Below are 22,130 nucleotides of genomic sequence, written 5' to 3'. Positions count from 1 at the left end.
TTCCTTTGCTTGTTTTGAGACTTTTCGATTAATCCTCTAATCGAAAAAGTTATGTTACCAAAAGTCACAATCCTAGCCTGGGTTAAAAAGGCAAAAAAAGATTCTTTAAACCAAGTCCCGATTTATTTAAGAATCACCAAAGATGGAAAAAGAGTAGAGATCAGCTTAGGGATTAAAATTAAGCTAGAGCAATGGAGCGCCAAAGCTCAAAAAGCGAAAGGCAGTTCTATTGAGTCACGAAAAGTCAATAACACAATTGACAAAGCGAAATCTAAAATTACATCAATCTGTGAGGAAATTGAACGCCAAGGCGAATTTCTCACACCAATACTGATTAAGAATAGATATCTTGGTCTTGATGTAAAATATGAAACCCTCAATCAGCTTATAAACTACCATCAACAAAAAATGAAAGCGACTTTAAAGAAAGGAACGCTTAAGAATTATTACACTACCCAAAAGTATCTAAATGAGTTTGTCAGGCTAAAGTACAAATCAACTGATGTTTATATCAAACAAGTCAATTATAAGTTTATGATTGATTTTGAAGATTTCCTGAGAGAGCAGGACGGCCTAAACAATAATGGCTTAATGAAGCATCTTGAGAGACTAAAGAAACTCATTAACTTTGCAGAAGATTTAGAGTGGATTGAAAAGAATACTGTCAAACGCTTTAAGCTAAGGTTTGAGCAAGTTGATAAAGGCTATCTTACAAAAACCGATCTTGCCAAGCTCATTAATGCAGACTTTGAAAACGACACTTTAGAGGTGGTTAAAGATGTTTTTCTTTTTGCTTGTCATACGGGTCTTGCTTATTCAGATTTAAAGAAACTTGCTAAAGATGAAATAACATTAGGGATTGACGGTAAAAAATGGATTTATACACGCCGGCAGAAAACAAATACTTCCTTAAGAATTCCGCTATTAGAATTGCCATTGCAAATCATTCAGAAATATAAAGATCATCCGCGCGTCTGTAAAACCGATAAGTTATTACCGGTCTTTACAAATCAACGAATGAATAAATACCTCAAACAAATTGCTGAAGAGCTTAACATCAAACAAGCATTATCTTCTCATATTGCTAGACATACTTTTGCTACAACAGTCACTTTGTCTAATGGAGTTCCAATTGAAACAGTGTCTAAACTATTAGGTCATACCAAGCTTTCTACAACACAAATTTATGCGCGAATCGTTGATACAAAAGTGTCTGAAGACTTAAGAAGCTTAGAAAGTATTGATAATCCTAAAAGTGCAATAAGAAACAAATGAATATATTTATTTAGTGTTGATATTATTTAAAATTATATATTTACTAATATTTATGTTAAATATATGGTTGATAATGGAGTATCAGTTAATAATCAATGCTTTTGATGAGGAATTAAAACAAATTCAAAATAAATCGCAGGAAGTTGTAAATGAAGCTATTGAAGCTTTGTCCATGTCAAAAGAATATCTTGTCAAGCTTAAACAAATATATTATACAGATGAAGACAAATCCATTTCAAAGCAAACAAGATTCTTTAAGTATGTGAAGCCGAGTATAACGCAGCATATTTATTTTTATAAAAAGGTTAGAGATTTCGAAGTTGAGCTTATAGGTAAGTCAGCTTTAAAAAAAGAAAAAATTTATGATAAGACCTTAAAAAAAATAGATAAGTTCTATGATAAACATAAAGAATTTATTTTCAATCTAAGATACTATCCAGATAAAGTAGATAAGCTTTATTTTACAGCATCAGAATCGAATTCTTCTAATAATGATATGTATGTAAAAGCACTTTCATACGACTTTTATGAGTGTGCATACAGTGGTATTTATGCGAAAAGCCTAGCAATAGAAAAATTTAAATCTTACCTGGATAAAAGACAACATCAAAAAAATTCCGGTAAAATAGAAATATCAAATCTCGATGTTAGGCATCCTTGGACAGCAAGTTCAACAGATTTTGTCGAAATCGCTTATGCGCTTTATTATTCCAAGTCAATCAATAACGGGGATACAACGATCAAAGAAATTATCCAATCTCTTTCGAAAGCTTTTCATATTAAACTTCCTAAAAATTACTACCAAACAATTGATGATATAAAGAACCGTAAGGATCTTACAAAATTCATTAATAAACTTGAATTTGCACTGAAAAACAATTTATAGGCATACTTAAATGTTAAATTTTCACCCGATATCTACCTGATATCGGGTGATTTGTTTCTGCTTCATACTGATTTTTACTCCTGGAAAGTCTCAAAACAAGTATTAATCAAAATCAAACACTATGAACGCAGAAATTGTAACCACAAAACACTTAACAGATTTAAAAAATGATCTCCTAAACAAGTTAAATGAGATTGAACTCAATCAGAAAAACGCTATTAAAAAACGCTGGCTAAGAACGGATGAGGCAGCGGAGTATCTCAATATCTCAAAACCCACCTTGCTGAATTATAGGGTGAATAATGTTATTCCTTGTAGTAAGATTGGTGGCTCGTATTATTATGATGTTGAGCAAATTGATAAACTTTTAATGGATAATAAAATCTAGTCTCATGAACTACATCGAACACCTTAACCAGGCGTTCCGGAAGATTCATGAAGATACAAAGCTCAGGCCAACACATATTTCTCTTTATATGGCCCTGTTTCAATTTGCGAATGCAAGCAGATTCAAAACTGAATTCCAAGCAGGGCGAGAGGAGCTTATGCAGTATTCAAAAATAGGTTCCACAAAAACTTATTACAAATGCCTGAACGAACTTCAAAAGTGGAATTACATCCGCTATTATCCGTCCAAGAACGTCTATCAAAGCAGTCGCTTTAGCTTAGGTAATTTTTACCCAAAAGCTAAACAAGCGATAAACATGCAGGGAACAAGTGGTAAACATGTACTACCACCATATATAAACATATATAAACTATATAAAGATTATAAATCTTATAAACAGCTTAAGCTGAATTTTAAAAATGAAGTCATCCACTTTTTTAAAAAAGAAGATCAATCAAGCAAGCTTGATTTAATAATGGAGGCAGAAAAGTTTATCGCGTATTATGAGAAGCTCAACTGGAACATAGCAGGGGTGAAGCCAATCACAAATTGGCAACCCCTGGCTAAAAAGTGGCTGACCTCAGCCAAAGGTTTTCAGCAGTTTAATCAAAAAGGTATCGATAATAATCATCAACTCAACCAAAACAAAATGTACAATGAACCACTCTAATCCTATAGGTAAACTTATTAAGGCGGCCAATAACCAAGAGTTTTGCCTTGCCATAAAACACGATAATCATTTTCATTATAGCCTAAAACAAGTGGTTGCTTTCTTAACCGCGAAAGGCAAAGAACGCTTTGGGAGCCATTTTAAAATTAATTCATCCGATTACGAACTGATTTACAAACTCTGCGTACTTATGATCCAAGATAAGCGCAACGCCAAAAGGCTACACCTCAACCTCAATAAAGGTGTTTTGCTATCTGGCCCCGTTGGTGTGGGCAAAACTTCGCTTATGCAGCTTATGCCAGAAATATGCTACCAAAAACCCGAATACCAAATGGTAACGGCGCGCGAAATTACCTTCGCTTATAATGAACATGGGAGTAAGATCATCTCTCAATACGGCAATCAAAAGACTTATTGCTTTTATGATCTCGGCCTAGAGCCAACGGGTCGTTTCTATGGTAAAGATACAAACGTAATGGCTGAGGTGCTGCTTAGTAGACACGAGTTTTATACCAATTACAGAACTAAACCCAAGTTTTTTACAAAGAGAATGACGCATATTACCACCAACCTAAACGCTAGTGAAATAGAAGAGCGCTACGGCAAACGCGTGCGATCAAAGCTCAGAGAAATGCTCAACCTCATCGCATTTCATCCCCATACCCAAGACAAAAGATAATTATTAGCCAACTACTAAAATCAAATAAAATGATACAGATTTCAATCAAAACCGAATTAAAAAAACAAGTCATTTATAACAATCCACAACATTTTTGGAGCTGGTTCCGCCAGCATATATACATGGTTCAAAACCACCCCTCTCAAAGTGCAATTAAGGAATTTATGAACGCTTTTAATTTACATCTTAACTATTACTGCAAAGATTTGTCCTTTACCGTTAGTTTTGTAAATGAGCAAATTTTTATAAATTTCTATGCCAGAGGAAACCCAATTTTTATAGAAGCTATTGTAGCTTTAGTTCAAAAAGCACCGAAGTTAGAAAGAATTGAAATTACAGCCTTTGAAGAAGCCGATAGCACAGCAGATGACATTGTAAACAACGCTATTAGCATCAAAACAAATAATATAAAATTCCAGTTCAGTGAACTCACCTATTTTATAAATGAATTCTGTGAAGAATCAAGACGTTATGCCGTAATGATATACTGCCCGGGATATGTCTTTATCCAAGATACAGCAAGCCTTATCAATCAAATTTATGAACACTTAGTTCGTTTTTTAGGAGAGCAATTCATTTACCAGAAAATACTTGATTTCAGCTTTGTGAAATCACCATTTCCAGGGGTAGGGGAGCCCATAGCATATCTAAAACAAGACCTCAAAAATGATATCACCTGCTTCTTAAATAAACATAAAACCTAGTGGTATTTAATAAAAAACCCTATAAATAGTAACATATATCGAAAAAGTTATATATTTTTGGGAATACGAACTAGTTGCCTTCGCTGGTGCACGATTGCATAGTGTTCTCCTTGCCTTAAAAAGCAAGTCAGCCTCGACAGGGTGACTGTCAACCTGCTAGATTTTCGCCCCAATAACCTTGAGGCGGTTGATCCAGTAAAAAATTGTATTAAAAGTGTATATTTGAGTTGATATAACCAGTTGGGCACAAGCTGAAAAAAAACTAAATGGAAAACTTTATAACCAATATAAAAATTAACTATTCTAGGAATATAAAAGACTTTAATATTCCTCTTTCGAAAGAAAAAAGACAACATTTAATTCTAACAGGGAAAAATGGTAGTGGAAAAACTAGTCTTCTTTTGGAGTTGAACAAGTATTTAACCCAAATTGACAATGGAAGTTTTCAAAGTTGGGATGCTCAAAATCAAAGTCTAAGCTTTTCTAAAAACAGGATAAAAGCATTAACTGACAAGAAGCAAATTGCACAAACTGAAAATACCATTAGACATTTGGAAAATTGGTTTAATCAATTCGGTGGCACAGAAATTCAGTTTTCAAACGAAACAATGGAAATTCACAACCAATGTCAAAAAGGAGAGTTTTTATTATCATTTTTTGACTCAAAAAGATTGAGTAATTTGAATATTCCTCAAGGAATAAAAAAATTAGATTTAAAAAAGAAATATAGAATACAAGATAAAGTCAATACCAATTTCATTCAGTATTTAGTTAACCTAAAAGCTGACAGGTCATTTGCACGAGACGATGATGAAATTGAAACTGTCAACAAAATTGACGATTGGTTCAAAAGATTTGAAGAGCGACTTAAGAATATTTTTGATTTTGATTCTCTCAAACTTAAGTTTGACAGAAAGTCTTATAATTTTGAAATTATAACCAATGAAATTGAGCCTTTCAATTTCAATAATTTATCAGACGGTTATTCAGCTATTATTAGTATAGTTTCCGAACTTATTTTGAGAATGGAAGCTCATAATGTTAAAACTTATGATTTAGAAGGAATCGTAATTATAGATGAAATTGAAACTCACCTACACGTTGACTTACAAAAAAAGATACTTCCTTTTTTAACAGATTTCTTTCCAAGAATTCAATTTATTGTAACGACTCATTCACCTTTCGTTTTATCATCCATTTCCAATGCAACAATTTGTGATTTAGAAACTAAAATAGTTACTACTGACTTATCCAATTATTCATATGATGCATTGATAGAAAGTTATTTTAAGACTGACAAATACTCAGATGAAATAAAGATTAAGATTAAAGAGTTTGAAAAACTAGTTGAGAAAGATGATTTAACACCTGAACAAAGAAAAAATCTTATTGACTTAAGAAACTATTTCGCTCATTCACCAAAGTATCTCTCTAATGAATTATTGGTTAAACTTCAAGAGCTGAGTCTAAAAGAATTAACCAAAAAGAAAAAAGAAGAGTAAATTATGGTGCATTTTGAAAAATCTCAACCAGCACCAGAATGTTTGGATACCGAAAAAGCAAAAGCAAATGGTGATTACAAATGTGGTGACGTATTAGAAAGAATAAAAACCGATTTTAAAAACAAGTGTTACATCTGTGGTTATAAAGAACCTGTAACAATAAATGTTGAACATTTTAGACCTCACAAAGGCAATCAGGATTTAAAGTTCCAATGGGATAATCTATTTTGGTCTTGTAGTCATTGTAATAATACTAAACTTGACAACTATGGTGATATTATTGACTGCACAGATATTAATGAAGATATAGAAAATAGACTAAAAATAACAATGAAACCGTTTCCAAAAGAAACAGTTACAATTGAACCTCTAGACCAAAATCAATCAACACTTTCCACAGCTGAATTATTAAATGCTGTTTTTAATGGTACAACTAAGTTGAAAACTATCGAATCTAGTAATCTAAGAAACAAGATTTTGGAAGAGATAAGAGATTTTCAAGAATATTTATTTAATTACTATTCTGACGGTTTTGACGATGATGATAAAGCTAATTTTTTAGCTCATATAAAAAGACATTTGAAAAAATCATCAAATTTTACCGCTTTTAAAAGATGGATAATTCGCGAAAATGAAGTTATGAGAGCTGAATTAGAGCAATACTTTGATTAAAAAAAAGCCAGTGCCCAACAATGTATAAAAATAATAGCGGTTTAAGTGATAAACGAAATTATATATATAAAATAAAGGTCAGTGCAAAACCGAAAGGTTTAGGATAGAAAACCCGCTACTATTCTTATACTAGACCGTTGTCTAGACGGTATTATTCCGCCTGCCTTATAAACCAATCCAGCCTCGACAGGCTAATTGTGCACCTACCAGATTTACGCTCTAATAACCTTGTAGCGCTTGATCCAGTAAAAAATTGTATTAAAAATGTATATTTGAGGTGATATAACTAGTTAGCCACAAGCTAAAAAAATGCAATTACAAAAACCAACTAAAGAATTTATTACTAAAATACTCGCCCAATATTCTCGTGAAGAAGGAAACGAGCTGAATGAAAATCTGCTCAAATTATTTCGGACTTTTGACAATGATAATGACAAATATAATGTGCTGATTAAAGTTGCTGCTCTGAATAAAATCTATTCGACTGCAATCACAAATATAAATCCTGTTGTTGAGAAAATCATAAATGTAAACAGCGAAAAAATTAAGCTAAATGAACTCAATGATTACGTAAAATTCGTGGATAAGATTTCAAACATTGAGTGGACGAATAATAAAGGGAATCGTTTTAAAAGAAACAATCTTTCATTTGCTTCAAAATATGTTCACTTTTTGAGCGAATACAAAACGCCAATTTACGATAGCTACATTTGGATTATAATTAAAGGATATTTAGGACAAAAAAATAAAACTAAAATCACATTTAAAAACCCTGAGAATTTTAATGAATTTTACATAACATTTGATAAATTTAAACGAGAATTGAGCTTAGAGAATTATTCTAATTATGAACTTGACAAATTCCTATGGCAATATGGAAAAACACTGATTATGGATATTGAAAACGAACTGAATATTGACCTAAATAAAGCGAAATCTGAATTAAGAAAGCGGATAAAAGCCAGTGCCTAGCAATGTATAACCGCAATTACGGAGTCCCAAACCTTAGGGAAACTACGTCCGAATCCACTTGAAATTGCTAAAACCTGTGCTAAACCGAAAATTTCGCTCTTTTCTGCACCTTACTTGTCATATACAAACACGTCACCAAATACACCTACTCCAAAACCTCCATCTGTCCAGGACCATTAACAACCATTTGAGGCTTGCCCCGAAAAGTTTCTATAGTATCTAAAACCTTTATTGTTTTACCCTCATAGGCAAAGTAGTTAAATGAACAATTTGATTTATTTTACCTTGTAAAGTTACTTCCTGCCCAATATAATCACGGACTTCGTTAACTGTGATAACGGCATCTTGAGCAAAAAGACTAGAGGTAACTAAAAGAAAGAGTACTCTTATTTTATAGGGTTCAAAACAATTTCCTTAGGTTGTTTCTATTAATTATTCCTTGTCTTTTCCTTCTAAGTTCATTATATTTTAATGTTCATTGTCACTGAACAGTTAAAAATAATGAACAAAAAACTATGTATCGCAATAACGATTTTATTTATGAAGCTGTAGCAAAGCTAGAGAGCCTAATCAATTTAACAATTGATATTGAAACAGCAAGAAATAAATCCGGCCCCATTTTTTTATCAGATTGCACTTAGGCTAATTTTTCTACACCTGTCATTGCAAGATTTATTCTTTACCGTTAGTATTGTAAATGAGAAGATTATAATAAATTTCAATGCCAGAGGAAACCCGATTTTCATAGAAGTTATTGTCGCTTTAATGCATAATCCACCAAAGTTAGAGGGACTTGTAATTACAGTTTTTGAAGAAGCGGATAGCACAGCAGCGGAAATTAAAAACGGATCCATTTTTATTAAAGCAAAATAATTTAAAAATCCAATTTAATGAACTAACATATTATATCTATAAAACCTGTGAGGAATCAAGACGATTTGGGGTTAGGAAATATTGTCCGGAATATGTTTTTATCAAACACAACAACCATAATTAATGAAATTTATGAGCATTTAGTCCGTTTCCTGGGAGAGCAATTCATTTATCAAAAAATACTTGATTTCAGCATTGTAACATCGCCTTCCCCTGAAGTAGGAGAGCCCATAGCATATCTAAGACAAGACCTCAAAAATGATATCATCTGCTTCTTAAATAAACATAAAACCTAGTGGTATTTAATAAAAATCCCTATATATATTAAAATATATCGAAAAAGTTATATATTTTTGGGGATATACACAAGTTGTAACACATTTAAAAAAACCGTTGAAAATGACACCAACACAAGAAATGGTAAGTGTATTGTTTGAAAAAGACACTTTAGTAAAAGCTAAAGCACAGTTCAAATCAGGAAATGAAAAAACACCTGTTGATAGTCGAGATATGTCTTTTCGACTATTCAAAACAAAATACGGTAACATTAATCTCGAAATGCTTTGCAGAGACAATAGCGGAATGTATTTCAAACCTATCGGATTTTATGAGTTTGAAAAAGGAGGTTTTTTGAGTTCGGGTAAACTGACAGTAACCATTCTCAATGAATTTAAAAACGACTACAAACCTGTGAATGAAATTAACCCAACGAATGTTGAAGTTAAATTTATGGATATTCGAGAGAGCGGAATTATTGCAGCCTTTTCAAGAGAAACATTTGAAATGGTTAAAGAAATGTATCAATTAAAAGCAAACGGACTTTCGCAATCTGTGATTGACCAGATAGGTCCATTTCCTCATTTACACGCTATGCAATTTGACAAATCTTTAAATTCAAATGGCCTTAACATTGACTTGCTATTTTCAATGGACGGATTTCCACAGTGTTTCCTAGATGATGATTACGGAATTCAAGGTGCTTTTGGAGCCTATTTTAAAAATGAGAATGGATACAGTTTAAACCCAACAGTTGAACATAAAAACAATTACGACAAGTTTCACCAAATGGGACTTTTATCTGTGTTTAATGGCATTTAGTAAAAGAAAATTGAATAAAAATGAAAGATTTTAGAGTATTAAATATTGTAGATTCCGAAATGGAGGTCACCAATCAACGGATAGCAATAATTGAATTAGTAGAAGTGGAATATCAGGATTTTGGACTTTTAAATTCCGATTATCGACCGTACATTTTTGGAAGTGAAGGAAAACGTTTTATCGTTGATTTCAATTCATATTTGACTAAATCAATAATTGAAAAAGCACAAAACGAAGAGATTGTCCGATTGAATTTGTCGGAATTTCGGTTTCGAGAAGAAATAAAAAATGGTCAAAGAGAAGAAATAGCTTATCACAAAAATGTTCACTTAATTGGATTTGAGGAAACGCCATTTGACTCATTACAATTAGACGACATTTCATATTCAATTTCACTTGATTTGAATAAAAGACTTGAAAATGCTTTTGAAGATTTAAAAGAAGACACCACAAATCCTTTAGTAATCGCTCATTTACAAAGTTCCGACAGAAAAGCTAATGTTTATTTGGTCGCAAAAGACCCTAACGACAAAATGTATTACGGAATATTAGAAACAGAATTTACCGACAAAAGACAACTAATGGGAATTCCAGAGTCAAACATTCATGCGATAGAAGTTCGAGAAGTGTCTATGAAACCATTTGGAGCGAAAAAGTATATTGAGGAAGGAATTAAAGAATAAAAACGTGTTCCAACAATATATATAAAAAATAGGCGAATCAGTAATAAACTCAAGGCTTTTAGCTCTAATCAAACTTTATTGCTTAACCGAACGTTCAGAGCTTCGAAATCGCCTACTTTTTATATACTAAACGTTGCCAGTAATATAACAAAACTCAAATACAATAGAAATTTAAACATAAAAATATATGTATGATTCATTTGAACCTTTCCAAAAATTAAATTTTCAAGAATTTAATTTTAAACCAAACCGTTATGAAATATGGAAAGGAGGAAAAAAGATAGATTTTGGAGAAACGACCCAAATAATTACAAATAGAGAAAAACAAACTGCAAACGGCACAGTTTCGGTAATTAGTTTTGGCGATTCAAATTTATACTCTGAATTATCAAAAGAAAATGATTTTGACATTTTCATAACTTCCACAGACAGACTTCAATTAATAAAAGTTCCAAGTTCAGGAAATGGGGATAGTAATATGGGAATTACAATGTTTAAAATGACAGTCGGAGAAACAAGAAGCCACACGGATTTCAACAGTAATGAACCATATTGTTGTAATTTATTTTTGCAAGATGGAAAAATAGCTAAAATCACTTTTTCATTTAGTACACCAGATAAAATGATAGAATTTTATTCTGATGGAAAAAGCGAGGATAATGGCCTAGAATTTGTTTTTCATTCTTCAGATCACATACGTTACGAAAATGGGATTAGAGTTTCAGGTCCTCACAAAGGAGCACCAAGAGCAATAAAAGTTGAGCCGAATATCACTGGCGGTGACGGATTGACTGTCACACTTTTCAATACAGATGGCGGACAACCAAGCGTTCAAATGGCACCAAAACAAATGAAAATTCAATCTGCTGATAATGAAAAAATTGAACTAGTTGGATTTGGAACAGACCAAATGGGAGCTTCATTTTCTGATTATGGATTGTCTATTTATCATAATCAAGGAAAATTGAGAAAATGTGTTTTACATATGTTTGACAGAAATGTTGATATAGAATATTTAAAATAAAATACTACTGGCAATGACAATAAGTATTACTTGTTCTGTGCTACTTCTGAAAGTTTCTTCGGAATTTTCAGTTTTGTGTGTATTTGCAAAGTTTCGTGCTAACCCACGCATCTACTCATAATCTAGACCGTTGACAATAATTAAAACAAAACACCCCTCATTGTCCATACATATTTTTCTAAGTTTTTTTATGAATTAAATAGTTGAGTACTCAAACAATTTGATTGCTTGTTAATCAATAATCTATTTCATTATAAAGCACTTCTATTTAAACTCTCTTTTTTGTTGTTCATATTTCAAACATATTATTTAAAATTTGAAATAGCACTCCAATCATTTTTGGGGCTAAGGAAAATAGGATAGATGCACTTTTAATATGAAGTAAAAAGAATTTCTAAAAAACTCGTCTACTCAAATCATTAATTCTTTTATCTTTACTCAAGCTAAACTTTAATTTTTTTTAAACTAATGCTGAAAGATGTAATCAAATCCAAGGGGCTTAAACAGTCTTATCTAGCTCAACGTATGGGGGTCAGTACAGTTACGATGTCCAACTGGGTAAAAGAAAAATCTAGCCCAAGTAAAAAAAATTTAGTCAAATTAAGCCAACTATTAGAAGTGCCTATAAAAGACCTGGTGAACTGATGCTGTTAGAAGAAAAATATGATTTTGGGTTTACAGCGCTTTCATTAAGAGTAAAAGAGTTGGTAAAGGTGGCTATGGTAAATAAAAATAAAAGGAATTTCGATATTATCCAAGAAATAGGACAAGGTAAAACCAGCTCTGGAAAAAGATTTTTAATTGAAATAAATAAACGTTTAGATAGTTTAAATGAACAGCAAATTGACATTTTATTGAATGGTGATTTTTATGAACAAAAACAGATAGCTTTCTTGGCTATGTGCAAGGTGTACGGTTTTATTAGAGATTTTGTCATTGAAGTTTGTAGAGAAAAAGTATTGGTTTTTGACTATACTCTAACCGAAGGAGAATATAGATCGTTTTTTAGAAGAAAGCTTGAAACATATTACAAAATGCAAAATTTTACTGAGGCTACTAACGAGAAAATTCGTCAAGTTCTGTTTAGAACCTTAGTAGAAGCTGGAATTATTGATAATACTAAAAATAAAGAAATTCAACCTCAATTGTTAGATAGCAAACTAATGAGAGTTATTGCAAATGATGATAAAAAATGGCTTAAACTATTTTTTGTTAGTGATATAGATATTGAAAATTTTAATTGATGCAAAACCTAACCAATAAATTTAAACACTTATACGATGTCGTTTCCTCAGATAGATTTCTTAGCAAAGAAGCGCTAGGTGGTGAAATTCCTTTTTTCATCGCAGCCTATGAGGCTAAACAGCAGCTTAAAGTGGAAGATGCAACGAAGCGTCTCATCAAAAAATTAGAAACTTCGGGTGTGCCCGTATTAGAATTAAACTTATACGATATTGCGTGTAGTATTCTGGAGGAAGAAATAGGATTAGAAGAATTCTTCAGTATTGAGAAGGAAATGGATAAGGAAGAATTTTTAGATGCAATCCAATCTGTACTTGAAATTCATCAGGTATTAATGCCTAAAATTGATACCCTTATTAAAGCATCATCAGCTAAGGTGTATTTTCTAACAGGGATTGGCTTGGTGTTCCCTTTTATACGTTCACACACCATCCTAAATAATTTGCAAAGCATAGCAAAAGATTCACCAACTGTAGCATTTTTTCCTGGTGAATATAATGGCCATTCTCTAAACTTATTCGGTTTATTGAAAGATGACAATTACTATAGAGCATTTAACATTGACAACATAGAAGCAAAGCAATGATAATAAAAGATTTTTTCGAGAAAGACATTAACAGGAATATTGAAACCGTTATCAAAGCAGATGACCGAGACCAAATTTCTAATGAAGTCGAAGAGTATGTAATTACAAACGAAATAGGTAAAAAAATAAGAGACCTATTTCAAGCTTATAACAATTACAGTGGTGTGAATGGGGTTTGGATATCAGGCTTCTTTGGTAGTGGTAAATCCCACTTGCTTAAAATATTGTCTTATGTTTTTGAAAACAAAGAGTTTAATGGGGAAAAAAGCGGAAAAGTGTTTGCAAGTAAAATCACTAATGATGAAATGCTCAAAGGGGATGTTCTTGCAGCTACCAAAATCCCTTCAGAGTCTGTTTTGTTCAATATTGATCAACAAGCACAAATTACAAGTAAGGAAGACCCAAATGCTATCTTATCTGTGTTTTATAAGGTCTTCTATGACCATTTAGGTTTTTATGGTTCAAAAAAACCTGTCGCTGAGTTTGAGATGTGGCTAAATAGCGAAAGCAAATGGGAATCTTTTCAAGAGTTGTACCTAGAAAAAAGTGGTAAGAATTGGACAGATGATAGAAGAAAATATTTTGCTCCAAAAGTAAAACGAAAACTAGGTGAAGTTTTAGGTGAATTGTTTGATGATGATGCCTCTAAGTATCAAAATATTATCGATACAATGCGTAAAGACAGCACCTCATCAATCGAAGACTTCTGCGAACGTGTACAAGAATACATCTCTACCAAACCTAAAGGTTTTCGCCTAAACTTTTTTGTAGATGAGGTGGGCCAATACATTAGCGACAATACAAAGTTGATGTTAAATCTTCAAACAGTTGCAGAAACCTTAGCAACTCGTACTAAAGGGAATTCTTGGATTCTGGTAACTTCTCAAGAAGATATGGAAAAGGTGGTAGGTGATATGAACAAAAGCCAGCAAAATGACTTTTCTCGTATACAGGCAAGATTTGCAATTAAAGTACCACTAACCTCAGCAAACGTTGATGAAGTAATCGAAAAAAGATTGTTAAGTAAAAACGAAGACGCTCAAAAACAATTAATTGCTTCTTATAAAGAGACGAGTGCACAATTAGATACCTTACTTTCTTTTTCTGAGGCCGGGGTGCAATTTAAAGGCTTTAATGATGCCTCAGATTTTGGGAATAAGTTTCCCTTTATACCTTATCAATTTGACTTATTCCAACAATGTCGTAGAGCCTTGTCTACGCACAATGCATTTCAAGGAAAGCACGCTTCCGTAGGTGAACGCTCTATGCTAGGTGTTTTTCAGCAAGTGACTCAAATCATTGAAGATAAAGATGCACAAGCGCTGGTGAGCTTTGATTTAATGTACGAAGGGATTAGAAATGAACTGCGTGGAGAGATCCAAAGTTCTGTAATTATGGCAGAACGAAACCTAAATAATCCTTTTGCAATTAAAGTACTCAAAGCACTGTTTCTCGTAAAGTACTTTGGCAACTTTAAAACAACCAAAAGAAATGTTTCAGTACTACTTATTGATGATATTCAGGTAGACCTAAACGAGCATAACCAAAAGGTTGACGAGGCTTTAAATATTCTTGAAAACCAAAGTTATGTGCAGCGTAATGGGGATGTGTACGAATTCTTAACCGATGATGAAAAGGATGTAGAAGAAGAAATCAAAAACACAGATATTGATGACCAAGCAATTACACAACTTCTTAGAGAATTGTTCTTTGATGAAATCATCCGTGATAACAAGATTAAGTTTCTAGATAATAAACAAGACTACGATTTCACCAGTAAAATAGATGGTAGTTCACTGGGTAGAGAAAAGGAGCTGTTTATTGAAATCATCACAGAGAATTTTGTGGATTATGATAATGACATTTTTCATCAAAATCAAACTATGGGGACAACGGGTATGAAGCTGAAGTTAGCTTCTAACGCCTTGTTTATGAAAGATTTAAAAATGTATTTACGTACTAACAAATATGTAAAGCAAAATCAATCGACTACCAATCGTGTAGAGGTAAAACGTATTCTTCAGGAAAAAGCACAACAGAATGCAGAACGGAGACGTAACCTCATCATAATGGCTAATGCTATCTTGGCAGAAGCAACCGTATTTATGAATGGTAGCAAGCACGAGTCTGGTCATAGTAAAGAGGGTAAGACTAAAGTTATAAATGCTTTTCAAGATTTAATCAAGCAGGTGTATCCTAACTTAAAGATGCTAGGTAGTAGCTTAATTACAGAAGATGCCATTCGTAATACGGTACGCAGTAAGCAAGATGATTTATTTGGTACTGATGATAAAACCATTTCTGAAGCCGAATCTGAAATTCTAAATTTTATCAAAAGAAGAAAAAAGCAATCAGACAGAACATCTTTAAATGATATAAAAACCCACTTTACTAAAAAACCATACGGTTGGTATCCTAATGCTATTTGGACAGTTACCGCAAAATTATATAAACGTGGTAAGGTTGAGCTAAAGCAAAATGCCAGCTTGTTAGAAGATGAAGATGTTTTGACTTCGTTAATTAACAGTTCCAACCACGGTTCTACTTTATTAGAGCCACAAGCCGAAGTGGATCCAAAGCAACTAAAACACTTAAAAACACTCTATGCAGATGCTTTTGATGAGACTACAGGTCTTAAGGAAGCAAAAGATGTTGCGGTAGCCTTTAAAGAAAAAATTAAAGATCTCACTGTTGAGGTAAAACAATTACATTACAGAAAAAATGACTTCCCATTCCTTTCTGTTTTAGAAGGTTTTAGTGAAAGATTACAACGATTATCAGGCAAAGATTACAAATACTATTTGACCAGTATCAGCGATTTTGAGGATGATTTATTAGATGGCAAAGAAGATCTGCTAGACCCTATTAAAAGCTTTATCAATGGCGAACAGGCAAATATTTATCTCGATATTAAAAAGGTCGTCAATAGTAACACAGCAAACATAGATTATATAGAAGGTGATGAATTTGAAACCTTGACGGCACTAATCAATAGTAAAACTCCTTATAAAGGTAATGCTATTCAAATAGCAAAAGCTGCCAAAGATAGCTTAACCAAAAAAGTAATTGATGGCATTGATAGTGAGAAAAAACGTTTTAACCACAAGCTAGATGCAGTTTTCTCAGATTTAGAAAAAACAGATTCTTTCCAACAGTTAGATACTGCACAACAAGATGAAATTAAGAAGATTATTGTTTCGCTTAAAGCGAAAGTAAAAGCAGAACGCTTCATTGGTAATATTCGTAATGAAATTAGAAAGGTTGAAGACAACTTCTACAACGACCAGCTCAATCATATAGCTAAATTGCTGGCACCTAAAGATGAGTCTGGTAAAGCAGAAGAACCTAAAGCAAAATATATCAAAAAATCGTCTATTCACATAGACTATCCAAACCGTGAGTTAACCTCGGAAGAAGATGTATTGGCATATACCGAAGCCTTAAAAGAAGCCTACCTAAAACGCATTAACCAAAACTTAAAAATTACACTTTAAAAACTAACTATGGAGAAAAAAACTTTATCTAACATTTTAGAAGGAAAAATATTTAGAATTCCAGATTACCAAAGAGGCTATGCCTGGGAGGAATCTCAATGGAAAGATTTCGCTCAAGATATTGATGCTTTAATAGACGATAAAATTACTAATCATTATACCGGTACTATCGTTATTTATCAACCCAAAGAAAAGCCTACTGATTACTATGGTATAGATAAACTAGAAAAGGTAGATGTAGTAGATGGTCAACAAAGATTAACCACAAGTAGTTTATACTTATCTGTAATTTTAAATGAATTAATTAAATTAGGAGAAAATGCTTTTGAATCAAAACTACCGCTTTTATATTCAGGTTCAAAAAGTAGATTAATACTCAATAATGATACCGAAGAGTTCTTTTATGACTTAATTACTAAGGGAAGCACAAATGTAACGGCTTATACCATTCATCAAAAAAGATTGTTCCAGGCTTACAATTATTTTAAAACACATTTGACTAACAAACTTGAAGACAAGTCAAAAGAACAAAGAATAGAGTACTTAAGAGATGTGTTTGATGCCATTATTAGAAAATTAAACTTTTCATTTTACCCTATAGAAGAAGAAAGTGAAATAGGGATGACTTTCGAATTGATGAATTCTAGGGGTAAAGATTTATCCGCCTTAGAATTATTAAAAAATTATTTAATGTATTGGGTTTACAGAAATATTCGTGAACAATATGAGAAGAAAGATTTCACCAAACGCATCAACAAATCCTGGAAAGAGGTCTATACCAATATAGCGAAGTGTAATGGTAGCGAAAACAGATGTTTACGCATTGCGTGGACATTATACCAATCACACACGCCTAGACATTGGAAAAGTTATAGTGGCTTTAAATCAGACGATGTTATCCCAATACGAGATTTTTCAATACGATCTGAAGAAGATACAAAACAATTTATAAAAGAATTTACCCAAGGTCTTGCCGAAATTTCATTGCATTATGCAGAAATAATGAAACCTAGTAAAAGTTCTATTATTGAAGGTGAGTATGTGTGGTTAACTAAAATTAAAAACTTGGGTAACGTTGCTAATTTCCTACCCTTAATTGTCGCGACTCGAAAGTCTGTACTTTCAAATTCAACATCTATTGAAAGCTATATTAGTCTGTTAAAAGCAATCGAATTATTTTCCTATCGCGTGTTCTTATGGGAAGGAAAACGCAGCAATACCGGACTTTCTAAATTTTATAGATGGGCAGATGACGTGTTTAAAAATAAACAAAGTGTAGAAACAGTCACGAGCTGGATTAAAGGATTAATAAATAGATACTCTAACGAAAATAGTTTTAGAAAAGAACTCCAGCAAGACTTTCACAATTGGTACCAGTGGAGACGTCTACTGAGATATACTCTGTATGAATATGAATTGTATTTATTGCAAAAAGAAGGAAAAGGAGCTAAACCGAAGTTGGCGTGGTCAGATTTAACCGATGCTACTTTTGAGCATATTCTACCGCAAAATCCAACGGAAAACTCACAATGGAAACAACATTGGAGCCAAGAAGAGCTTGCGTTATACTTACACGATATTTCAAATATTGTCTTGACGAAAGATAATTCCCATTACTCCAATTTTGAATATGATAGAAAGAAAGGAAAACCTGGTTTAGGCCATTGCTATGCAAATTCAGATATAAGGCAAGAACGGAAAATTGCTGAATTTGAAGAATGGACACCAGAGAGTTGCAAAAAAAGAAAAGAAACACTCAATGAGTGGATTATTAATAGATGGGGCATAGATAAACACTTTCAAGTGCCAAAAGAAGTGGAAGTGGAAGAGGAGGAAGAATTGGAAACAGAATTAGCAGAAGATTAGTAAAATTTATGAACACCAACCAACTCAAAAGTTTCGCTCAAGAAGCGCGTATAAAAATCGTTTCACAAGTGGCTGCAAAGCTAGACTATGTGTTAACTACAGACTCTGCGGTATTACGAGAAAAAGAAGCACAGGTAAAAAAGCTAAAAGCCGAAATACAAAAGACTTCAAAAGAACAGGTTGTAGATAAGGTGGCGTACACGTGGTTTAATAGGTTGATGGCACTGCGTTTTATGGATGCTAACGATTACCAACCTATAAAAATAGGCGTAATCACACCCAAAGAGGGTTATACCTTACCAGAACTATTAGACGAAGCCAAACAAGGTAACATCCCAAACGAGCTATCTGTAGATACCAAACATATTTTTGAATTACTAGATGGTACCATACGTAGTAGCGATGCACAAAACGAAGCGTATAAGGAACTACTCATAGGTGCCTGTAACCACCTCAACACCATTTTTCCTTTTCTATTTGAAAAGATTAACGATTATGCAGAGTTACTCTTACCAGACGATTTAACCTCTGAGTTCTCTATAGTACAAGACATAAGAGAGGGAATGTCTACAGAAGACTGTGCTGAGGTAGAAATTATTGGATGGATATACCAGTTTTATATTTCTGAACGAAAAGATGAGGTCTTTGCTGCTAAAGGCAAAGTAAAAAAAGAAGACATACCAGCAGCTACCCAATTGTTTACACCTCGCTGGATTGTAGAATATATGGTGCAAAATACAGTAGGGAAACTATGGTTGCAAAATAGACCCAACTCTAGTTTGAAAGACCATATGCCATATTACATTGAGTCACCAGCAACAGAGAGTGATGACTTTCTTAAGATTAACTCAGTTGAAGAAATAACCTTGTTGGACCAAGCTTGTGGTAGTGGTCACATCTTGGTATATGGTTTTGAGCTATTGACCAAAATCTATGAAGAAGAAGGTTATAGCCCAAGTGAAATACCGCAGCTTATCGTTGAAAAAAACTTGTATGGTTTTGAGATTGATGAACGTGCTGCACAATTAGCAGGATTAGCTTTAATGATGAAAGCTCGTGAATACCATAAACGTGTGTTTAGAAAACAACTGACACCGCATATTCTGTGCTACCAAGACTTAAAACTAACTACGGATGAGATAAGAGAAGTATTTAAAAGTATAGACACCAAACTATCAAATGAACTACTTTACGATTTAGGAAACATACAACAAGCGACCAATCTTGGTTCACTCATCGTACCACATTCAAGTACTTTATTTTTAGAAGAAACACTACAATCTTTAAAGGTTAAAGAACAAACTAACTCAGACCTTTTTATAAAAGAAAAATTACAGCAACTTGTAATTGCTTTAGCACAGTTGGTTTCGCTTTCGCGAAAGTATCATTGCGTAGTAGATAACCCACCATATATGGGTGGTGGTAATATGAACAACCCTCTTGCTGATTTTGTAAAAACCAATTATCCAGCCAGCAAAGCAGATTTAATGGCTTGTTTTATGGAAGCTGGTTTGGGAGTTTTACAACTCAAAGGTTATCTAGGAATGATTAACCAACATTCGTGGATGTTTTTAAGCAGTTATGAAAGGCTACGTAAAAAACTAATTAGAGAAATAAACATTGATACACTTTTACACTTAGGAGCTAGAACTTTTCCTGAAATAGGAGGTGAAGTAGTACAAAATGTTGCATTTACTTTGGTTAAAAAAAACACTGACGCAAAAGGAAATTATATTCGATTGGTTGATGATAAGAATACCCAGTTAAAATCTTTAAAAGCTCTCGAAGCTATTAAAAATTCGAGATGCGGTTGGTATTATAAAACAAATCAAAATAATTTTTTAAAAATCCCAAATCATCCAATAGGATATTGGTCACCACAAACTGTTATTAAATCTTTTGAGAAATTTAAGAAAATTAATGAATATTTTGTGTCCGATGGGCCTTGTAAATCAGGTAAAGATGCTGAATATCTTAGACAATACTGGGAAATTCAAAAAATTGATTACGGTAAAGATAAAAAGTGGAGACTTTGTTCTAAAGGAGGTGAAACGAGAAAGCATTACGGTAATTATGAATTTGTATTAAAGTGGACGAAAGAATGTCAAATACACTACAGGAAAGATAAAATCGCAAGAATAACCTCCGAAACTAATAGAGATAAAAGAGGTATAACTTGGTCTATAATATCAGGAAGTAACAATTCATTTAGACTACTGACTAATGAAGCTTTATATAATTCAGTATCACCAGCGATATTTTCTTTAAATGAAGAAAGTTATTCTCTAAATGGTATGATGATGTTCTTGAATTCTAAAGTTGCGAAATATTATTTAGAAATTATTAATCCTACATTAGCCTTAAATGTTGGGAATGTTCTAGGAATTCCAATTAACCCTAGAATCTTTGATTTCAAAAATGAAAGTAATTTAGAAGACTATATTCTTGAATGGAATTCTAGGGAAACTTCTCTAGATTTTACTCAAAACGAACTCGTTAAACATAAATCAGATACGCTAGAAGAATCTTACGATGGCTACCAACAGTATTGGACAAATAAATTCTTCCACCTACATAAAAACGAAGAAGAACTCAACAAGCAGTTTATAGACATCTATAGTTTACAAGAAGAGCTTACACCAGAGGTGCCGCTAGAAGATATAACCATCTTAAAAGAAGAAACAGACATTGTTAACGGTGAGCTAGTTTTTAATGCCAAAGAAGTATTTATACAATTCATAAGTTATGCAGTAGGTTGTATGTTTGGTCGCTACTCGTTAGTCAAAGAAGGTTTAATCCTAGCCAATCAAGGAGAAACCTTAGAGGATTATTTGGAAAAAATAGCAACTAGCAACCAGCAACTAGCAGCTAGTTTTATGCCAGATGACGACAACATCATCCCAGTACTTGATGACGAGTGGTTTGAAGATGATATCGTAGGTCGTTTTTATGAGTTTTTAAAAGTCACTTTTGGCGAAAGCCAATTTGAAAAAAATCTTGCATTTATAGAAGATTGCATAGGTAAAGACATCCGTAAGTTCTTTGTAAAGGACTTTTATAACGACCATATAAAGCGTTATAAAAAACGTCCTATCTACTGGATGTTCTCATCACCTAAAGGAGCATTTAACGTGCTTATTTATATGCACCGCTACACACCAGATACGCTTAACCAAATTCTTAATGGCTACTTAGTAGAATACAGAGAAAAGCTCAACACACGTATGGAACACCTAGACCATTTAATTGAGTCTGGTACTTCTAGCGAGCAAACCAAAGCAGCCAAAGAAAAAGACAAGCTCAAAGCAGTGTTGCTAGAACTACAAGAATACGAAAGAGAAGTTTTATACCCACTCGCCACAGAACGTATCACAATAGACTTAGATGATGGTGTGCTAGTCAACTACAACAAGTTTGGTAACGCCATTAAATTAGTAAAAGGGCTTAATGATAAAAAAGCAAAGGACAAGGTCAAGAAGTTTGATTGGATTGATACAACCACAATAAAATAATATA

Annotated in this window: 19 protein-coding genes; all 19 read left to right on the top strand. The window is 32.9% G+C overall.

The genetic code is table 11. The features are described 5' to 3' along the window. Nucleotides 1–51 precede the first annotated feature (51 nt). The 19 genes from FKR84_RS06305 (at nucleotide 52) to pglX (ending at nucleotide 22,126) form a co-directional block, all read left to right on the top strand. Nucleotides 52–1,275: a site-specific integrase gene (locus FKR84_RS06305; RefSeq protein WP_141421457.1), complete on the top strand. Its 1,224-nt coding sequence runs from the start codon at nucleotides 52–54 to the stop codon at nucleotides 1,273–1,275. A gap of 73 nt (nucleotides 1,276–1,348) precedes the next feature. Next, nucleotides 1,349–2,161: an RteC domain-containing protein gene (locus FKR84_RS06300; protein WP_233357685.1), complete on the top strand. Its 813-nt coding sequence runs from the start codon at nucleotides 1,349–1,351 to the stop codon at nucleotides 2,159–2,161. Nucleotides 2,162–2,282: 121 nt separating this feature from the next. Beyond that, nucleotides 2,283–2,549, top strand: a complete 267-nt coding sequence (locus FKR84_RS06295; protein WP_141421455.1) for a helix-turn-helix domain-containing protein — start codon at nucleotides 2,283–2,285, stop codon at nucleotides 2,547–2,549. 4 nt (nucleotides 2,550–2,553) lie between these two features. Continuing rightward, on the top strand, nucleotides 2,554–3,219 hold the full coding sequence (locus FKR84_RS06290; protein WP_141421454.1) for a hypothetical protein: 666 nt from the start codon (nucleotides 2,554–2,556) through the stop codon (nucleotides 3,217–3,219). After that, the gene (locus tag FKR84_RS06285; RefSeq protein ID WP_141421453.1) at nucleotides 3,206–3,898 is read left to right on the top strand and encodes an ATPase; all 693 of its coding nucleotides are present in this window, start codon (nucleotides 3,206–3,208) and stop codon (nucleotides 3,896–3,898) included. Before FKR84_RS06290 ends, FKR84_RS06285 begins: the two co-directional genes overlap by 14 nt. Before the next feature lie 29 nt (nucleotides 3,899–3,927). Next, nucleotides 3,928–4,602, top strand: coding sequence for a hypothetical protein (locus FKR84_RS06280; RefSeq protein WP_141421452.1), 675 nt, complete (start codon nucleotides 3,928–3,930; stop codon nucleotides 4,600–4,602). Between the two features lie 266 nt (nucleotides 4,603–4,868). Further along, nucleotides 4,869–6,104, top strand: a complete 1,236-nt coding sequence (locus FKR84_RS06275; protein WP_141421451.1) for an AAA family ATPase — start codon at nucleotides 4,869–4,871, stop codon at nucleotides 6,102–6,104. A gap of 3 nt (nucleotides 6,105–6,107) precedes the next feature. Next, nucleotides 6,108–6,776 carry an HNH endonuclease gene (locus FKR84_RS06270; protein ID WP_141421450.1) on the top strand — a complete coding sequence of 223 codons (669 nt, stop codon included), beginning with the start codon at nucleotides 6,108–6,110 and terminating at the stop codon, nucleotides 6,774–6,776. A 309-nt stretch (nucleotides 6,777–7,085) separates the two neighbouring features. Beyond that, nucleotides 7,086–7,748, top strand: coding sequence for a hypothetical protein (locus FKR84_RS06265; RefSeq protein ID WP_141421449.1), 663 nt, complete (start codon nucleotides 7,086–7,088; stop codon nucleotides 7,746–7,748). A 588-nt stretch (nucleotides 7,749–8,336) separates the two neighbouring features. Beyond that, nucleotides 8,337–8,621, top strand: a complete 285-nt coding sequence (locus tag FKR84_RS06260) for a hypothetical protein (protein WP_141421448.1) — start codon at nucleotides 8,337–8,339, stop codon at nucleotides 8,619–8,621. Between the two features lie 399 nt (nucleotides 8,622–9,020). Beyond that, nucleotides 9,021–9,719: a hypothetical protein gene (locus FKR84_RS06255; RefSeq protein ID WP_141421447.1), complete on the top strand. Its 699-nt coding sequence runs from the start codon at nucleotides 9,021–9,023 to the stop codon at nucleotides 9,717–9,719. 20 nt (nucleotides 9,720–9,739) lie between these two features. Then, on the top strand, nucleotides 9,740–10,402 hold the full coding sequence (locus FKR84_RS06250; protein ID WP_141421446.1) for a hypothetical protein: 663 nt from the start codon (nucleotides 9,740–9,742) through the stop codon (nucleotides 10,400–10,402). 187 nt (nucleotides 10,403–10,589) lie between these two features. Further along, nucleotides 10,590–11,426 carry a hypothetical protein gene (locus tag FKR84_RS13335; protein ID WP_233357684.1) on the top strand — a complete coding sequence of 279 codons (837 nt, stop codon included), beginning with the start codon at nucleotides 10,590–10,592 and terminating at the stop codon, nucleotides 11,424–11,426. Nucleotides 11,427–11,894: 468 nt separating this feature from the next. Then, nucleotides 11,895–12,071, top strand: coding sequence for a helix-turn-helix domain-containing protein (locus tag FKR84_RS13550; protein ID WP_141421445.1), 177 nt, complete (start codon nucleotides 11,895–11,897; stop codon nucleotides 12,069–12,071). Continuing rightward, the gene (locus FKR84_RS06235) at nucleotides 12,071–12,670 is read left to right on the top strand and encodes a DUF1819 family protein (RefSeq protein ID WP_141421444.1); all 600 of its coding nucleotides are present in this window, start codon (nucleotides 12,071–12,073) and stop codon (nucleotides 12,668–12,670) included. The genes FKR84_RS13550 and FKR84_RS06235 overlap by 1 nt, the downstream gene beginning before the upstream one ends. After that, entirely contained in the window at nucleotides 12,670–13,254 is a 585-nt protein-coding gene (locus FKR84_RS06230; protein ID WP_141421443.1) for a DUF1788 domain-containing protein, read from the top strand. Before FKR84_RS06235 ends, FKR84_RS06230 begins: the two co-directional genes overlap by 1 nt. Next, the gene (gene brxC / locus FKR84_RS06225) at nucleotides 13,251–16,748 is read left to right on the top strand and encodes a BREX system P-loop protein BrxC (RefSeq protein ID WP_141421442.1); all 3,498 of its coding nucleotides are present in this window, start codon (nucleotides 13,251–13,253) and stop codon (nucleotides 16,746–16,748) included. The genes FKR84_RS06230 and brxC overlap by 4 nt, the downstream gene beginning before the upstream one ends. Nucleotides 16,749–16,757: 9 nt before the next feature. Continuing rightward, nucleotides 16,758–18,614, top strand: coding sequence for a DUF262 domain-containing protein (locus FKR84_RS06220; RefSeq protein WP_141421441.1), 1,857 nt, complete (start codon nucleotides 16,758–16,760; stop codon nucleotides 18,612–18,614). An 8-nt stretch (nucleotides 18,615–18,622) separates the two neighbouring features. Then, the gene (gene pglX / locus FKR84_RS06215; RefSeq protein WP_141421440.1) at nucleotides 18,623–22,126 is read left to right on the top strand and encodes a BREX-1 system adenine-specific DNA-methyltransferase PglX; all 3,504 of its coding nucleotides are present in this window, start codon (nucleotides 18,623–18,625) and stop codon (nucleotides 22,124–22,126) included. Nucleotides 22,127–22,130: the final 4 nt, after the last annotated feature.

This window comes from Haloflavibacter putidus (assembly GCF_006546625.1).
In the GTDB taxonomy this organism is placed as follows: Bacteria; Bacteroidota; Bacteroidia; order Flavobacteriales; family Flavobacteriaceae; genus Mesonia; species Mesonia putida.
The sequence above is the reverse complement of the archived record's forward strand: the minus strand, read 5'-3'. Positions and strand labels throughout refer to the sequence as shown.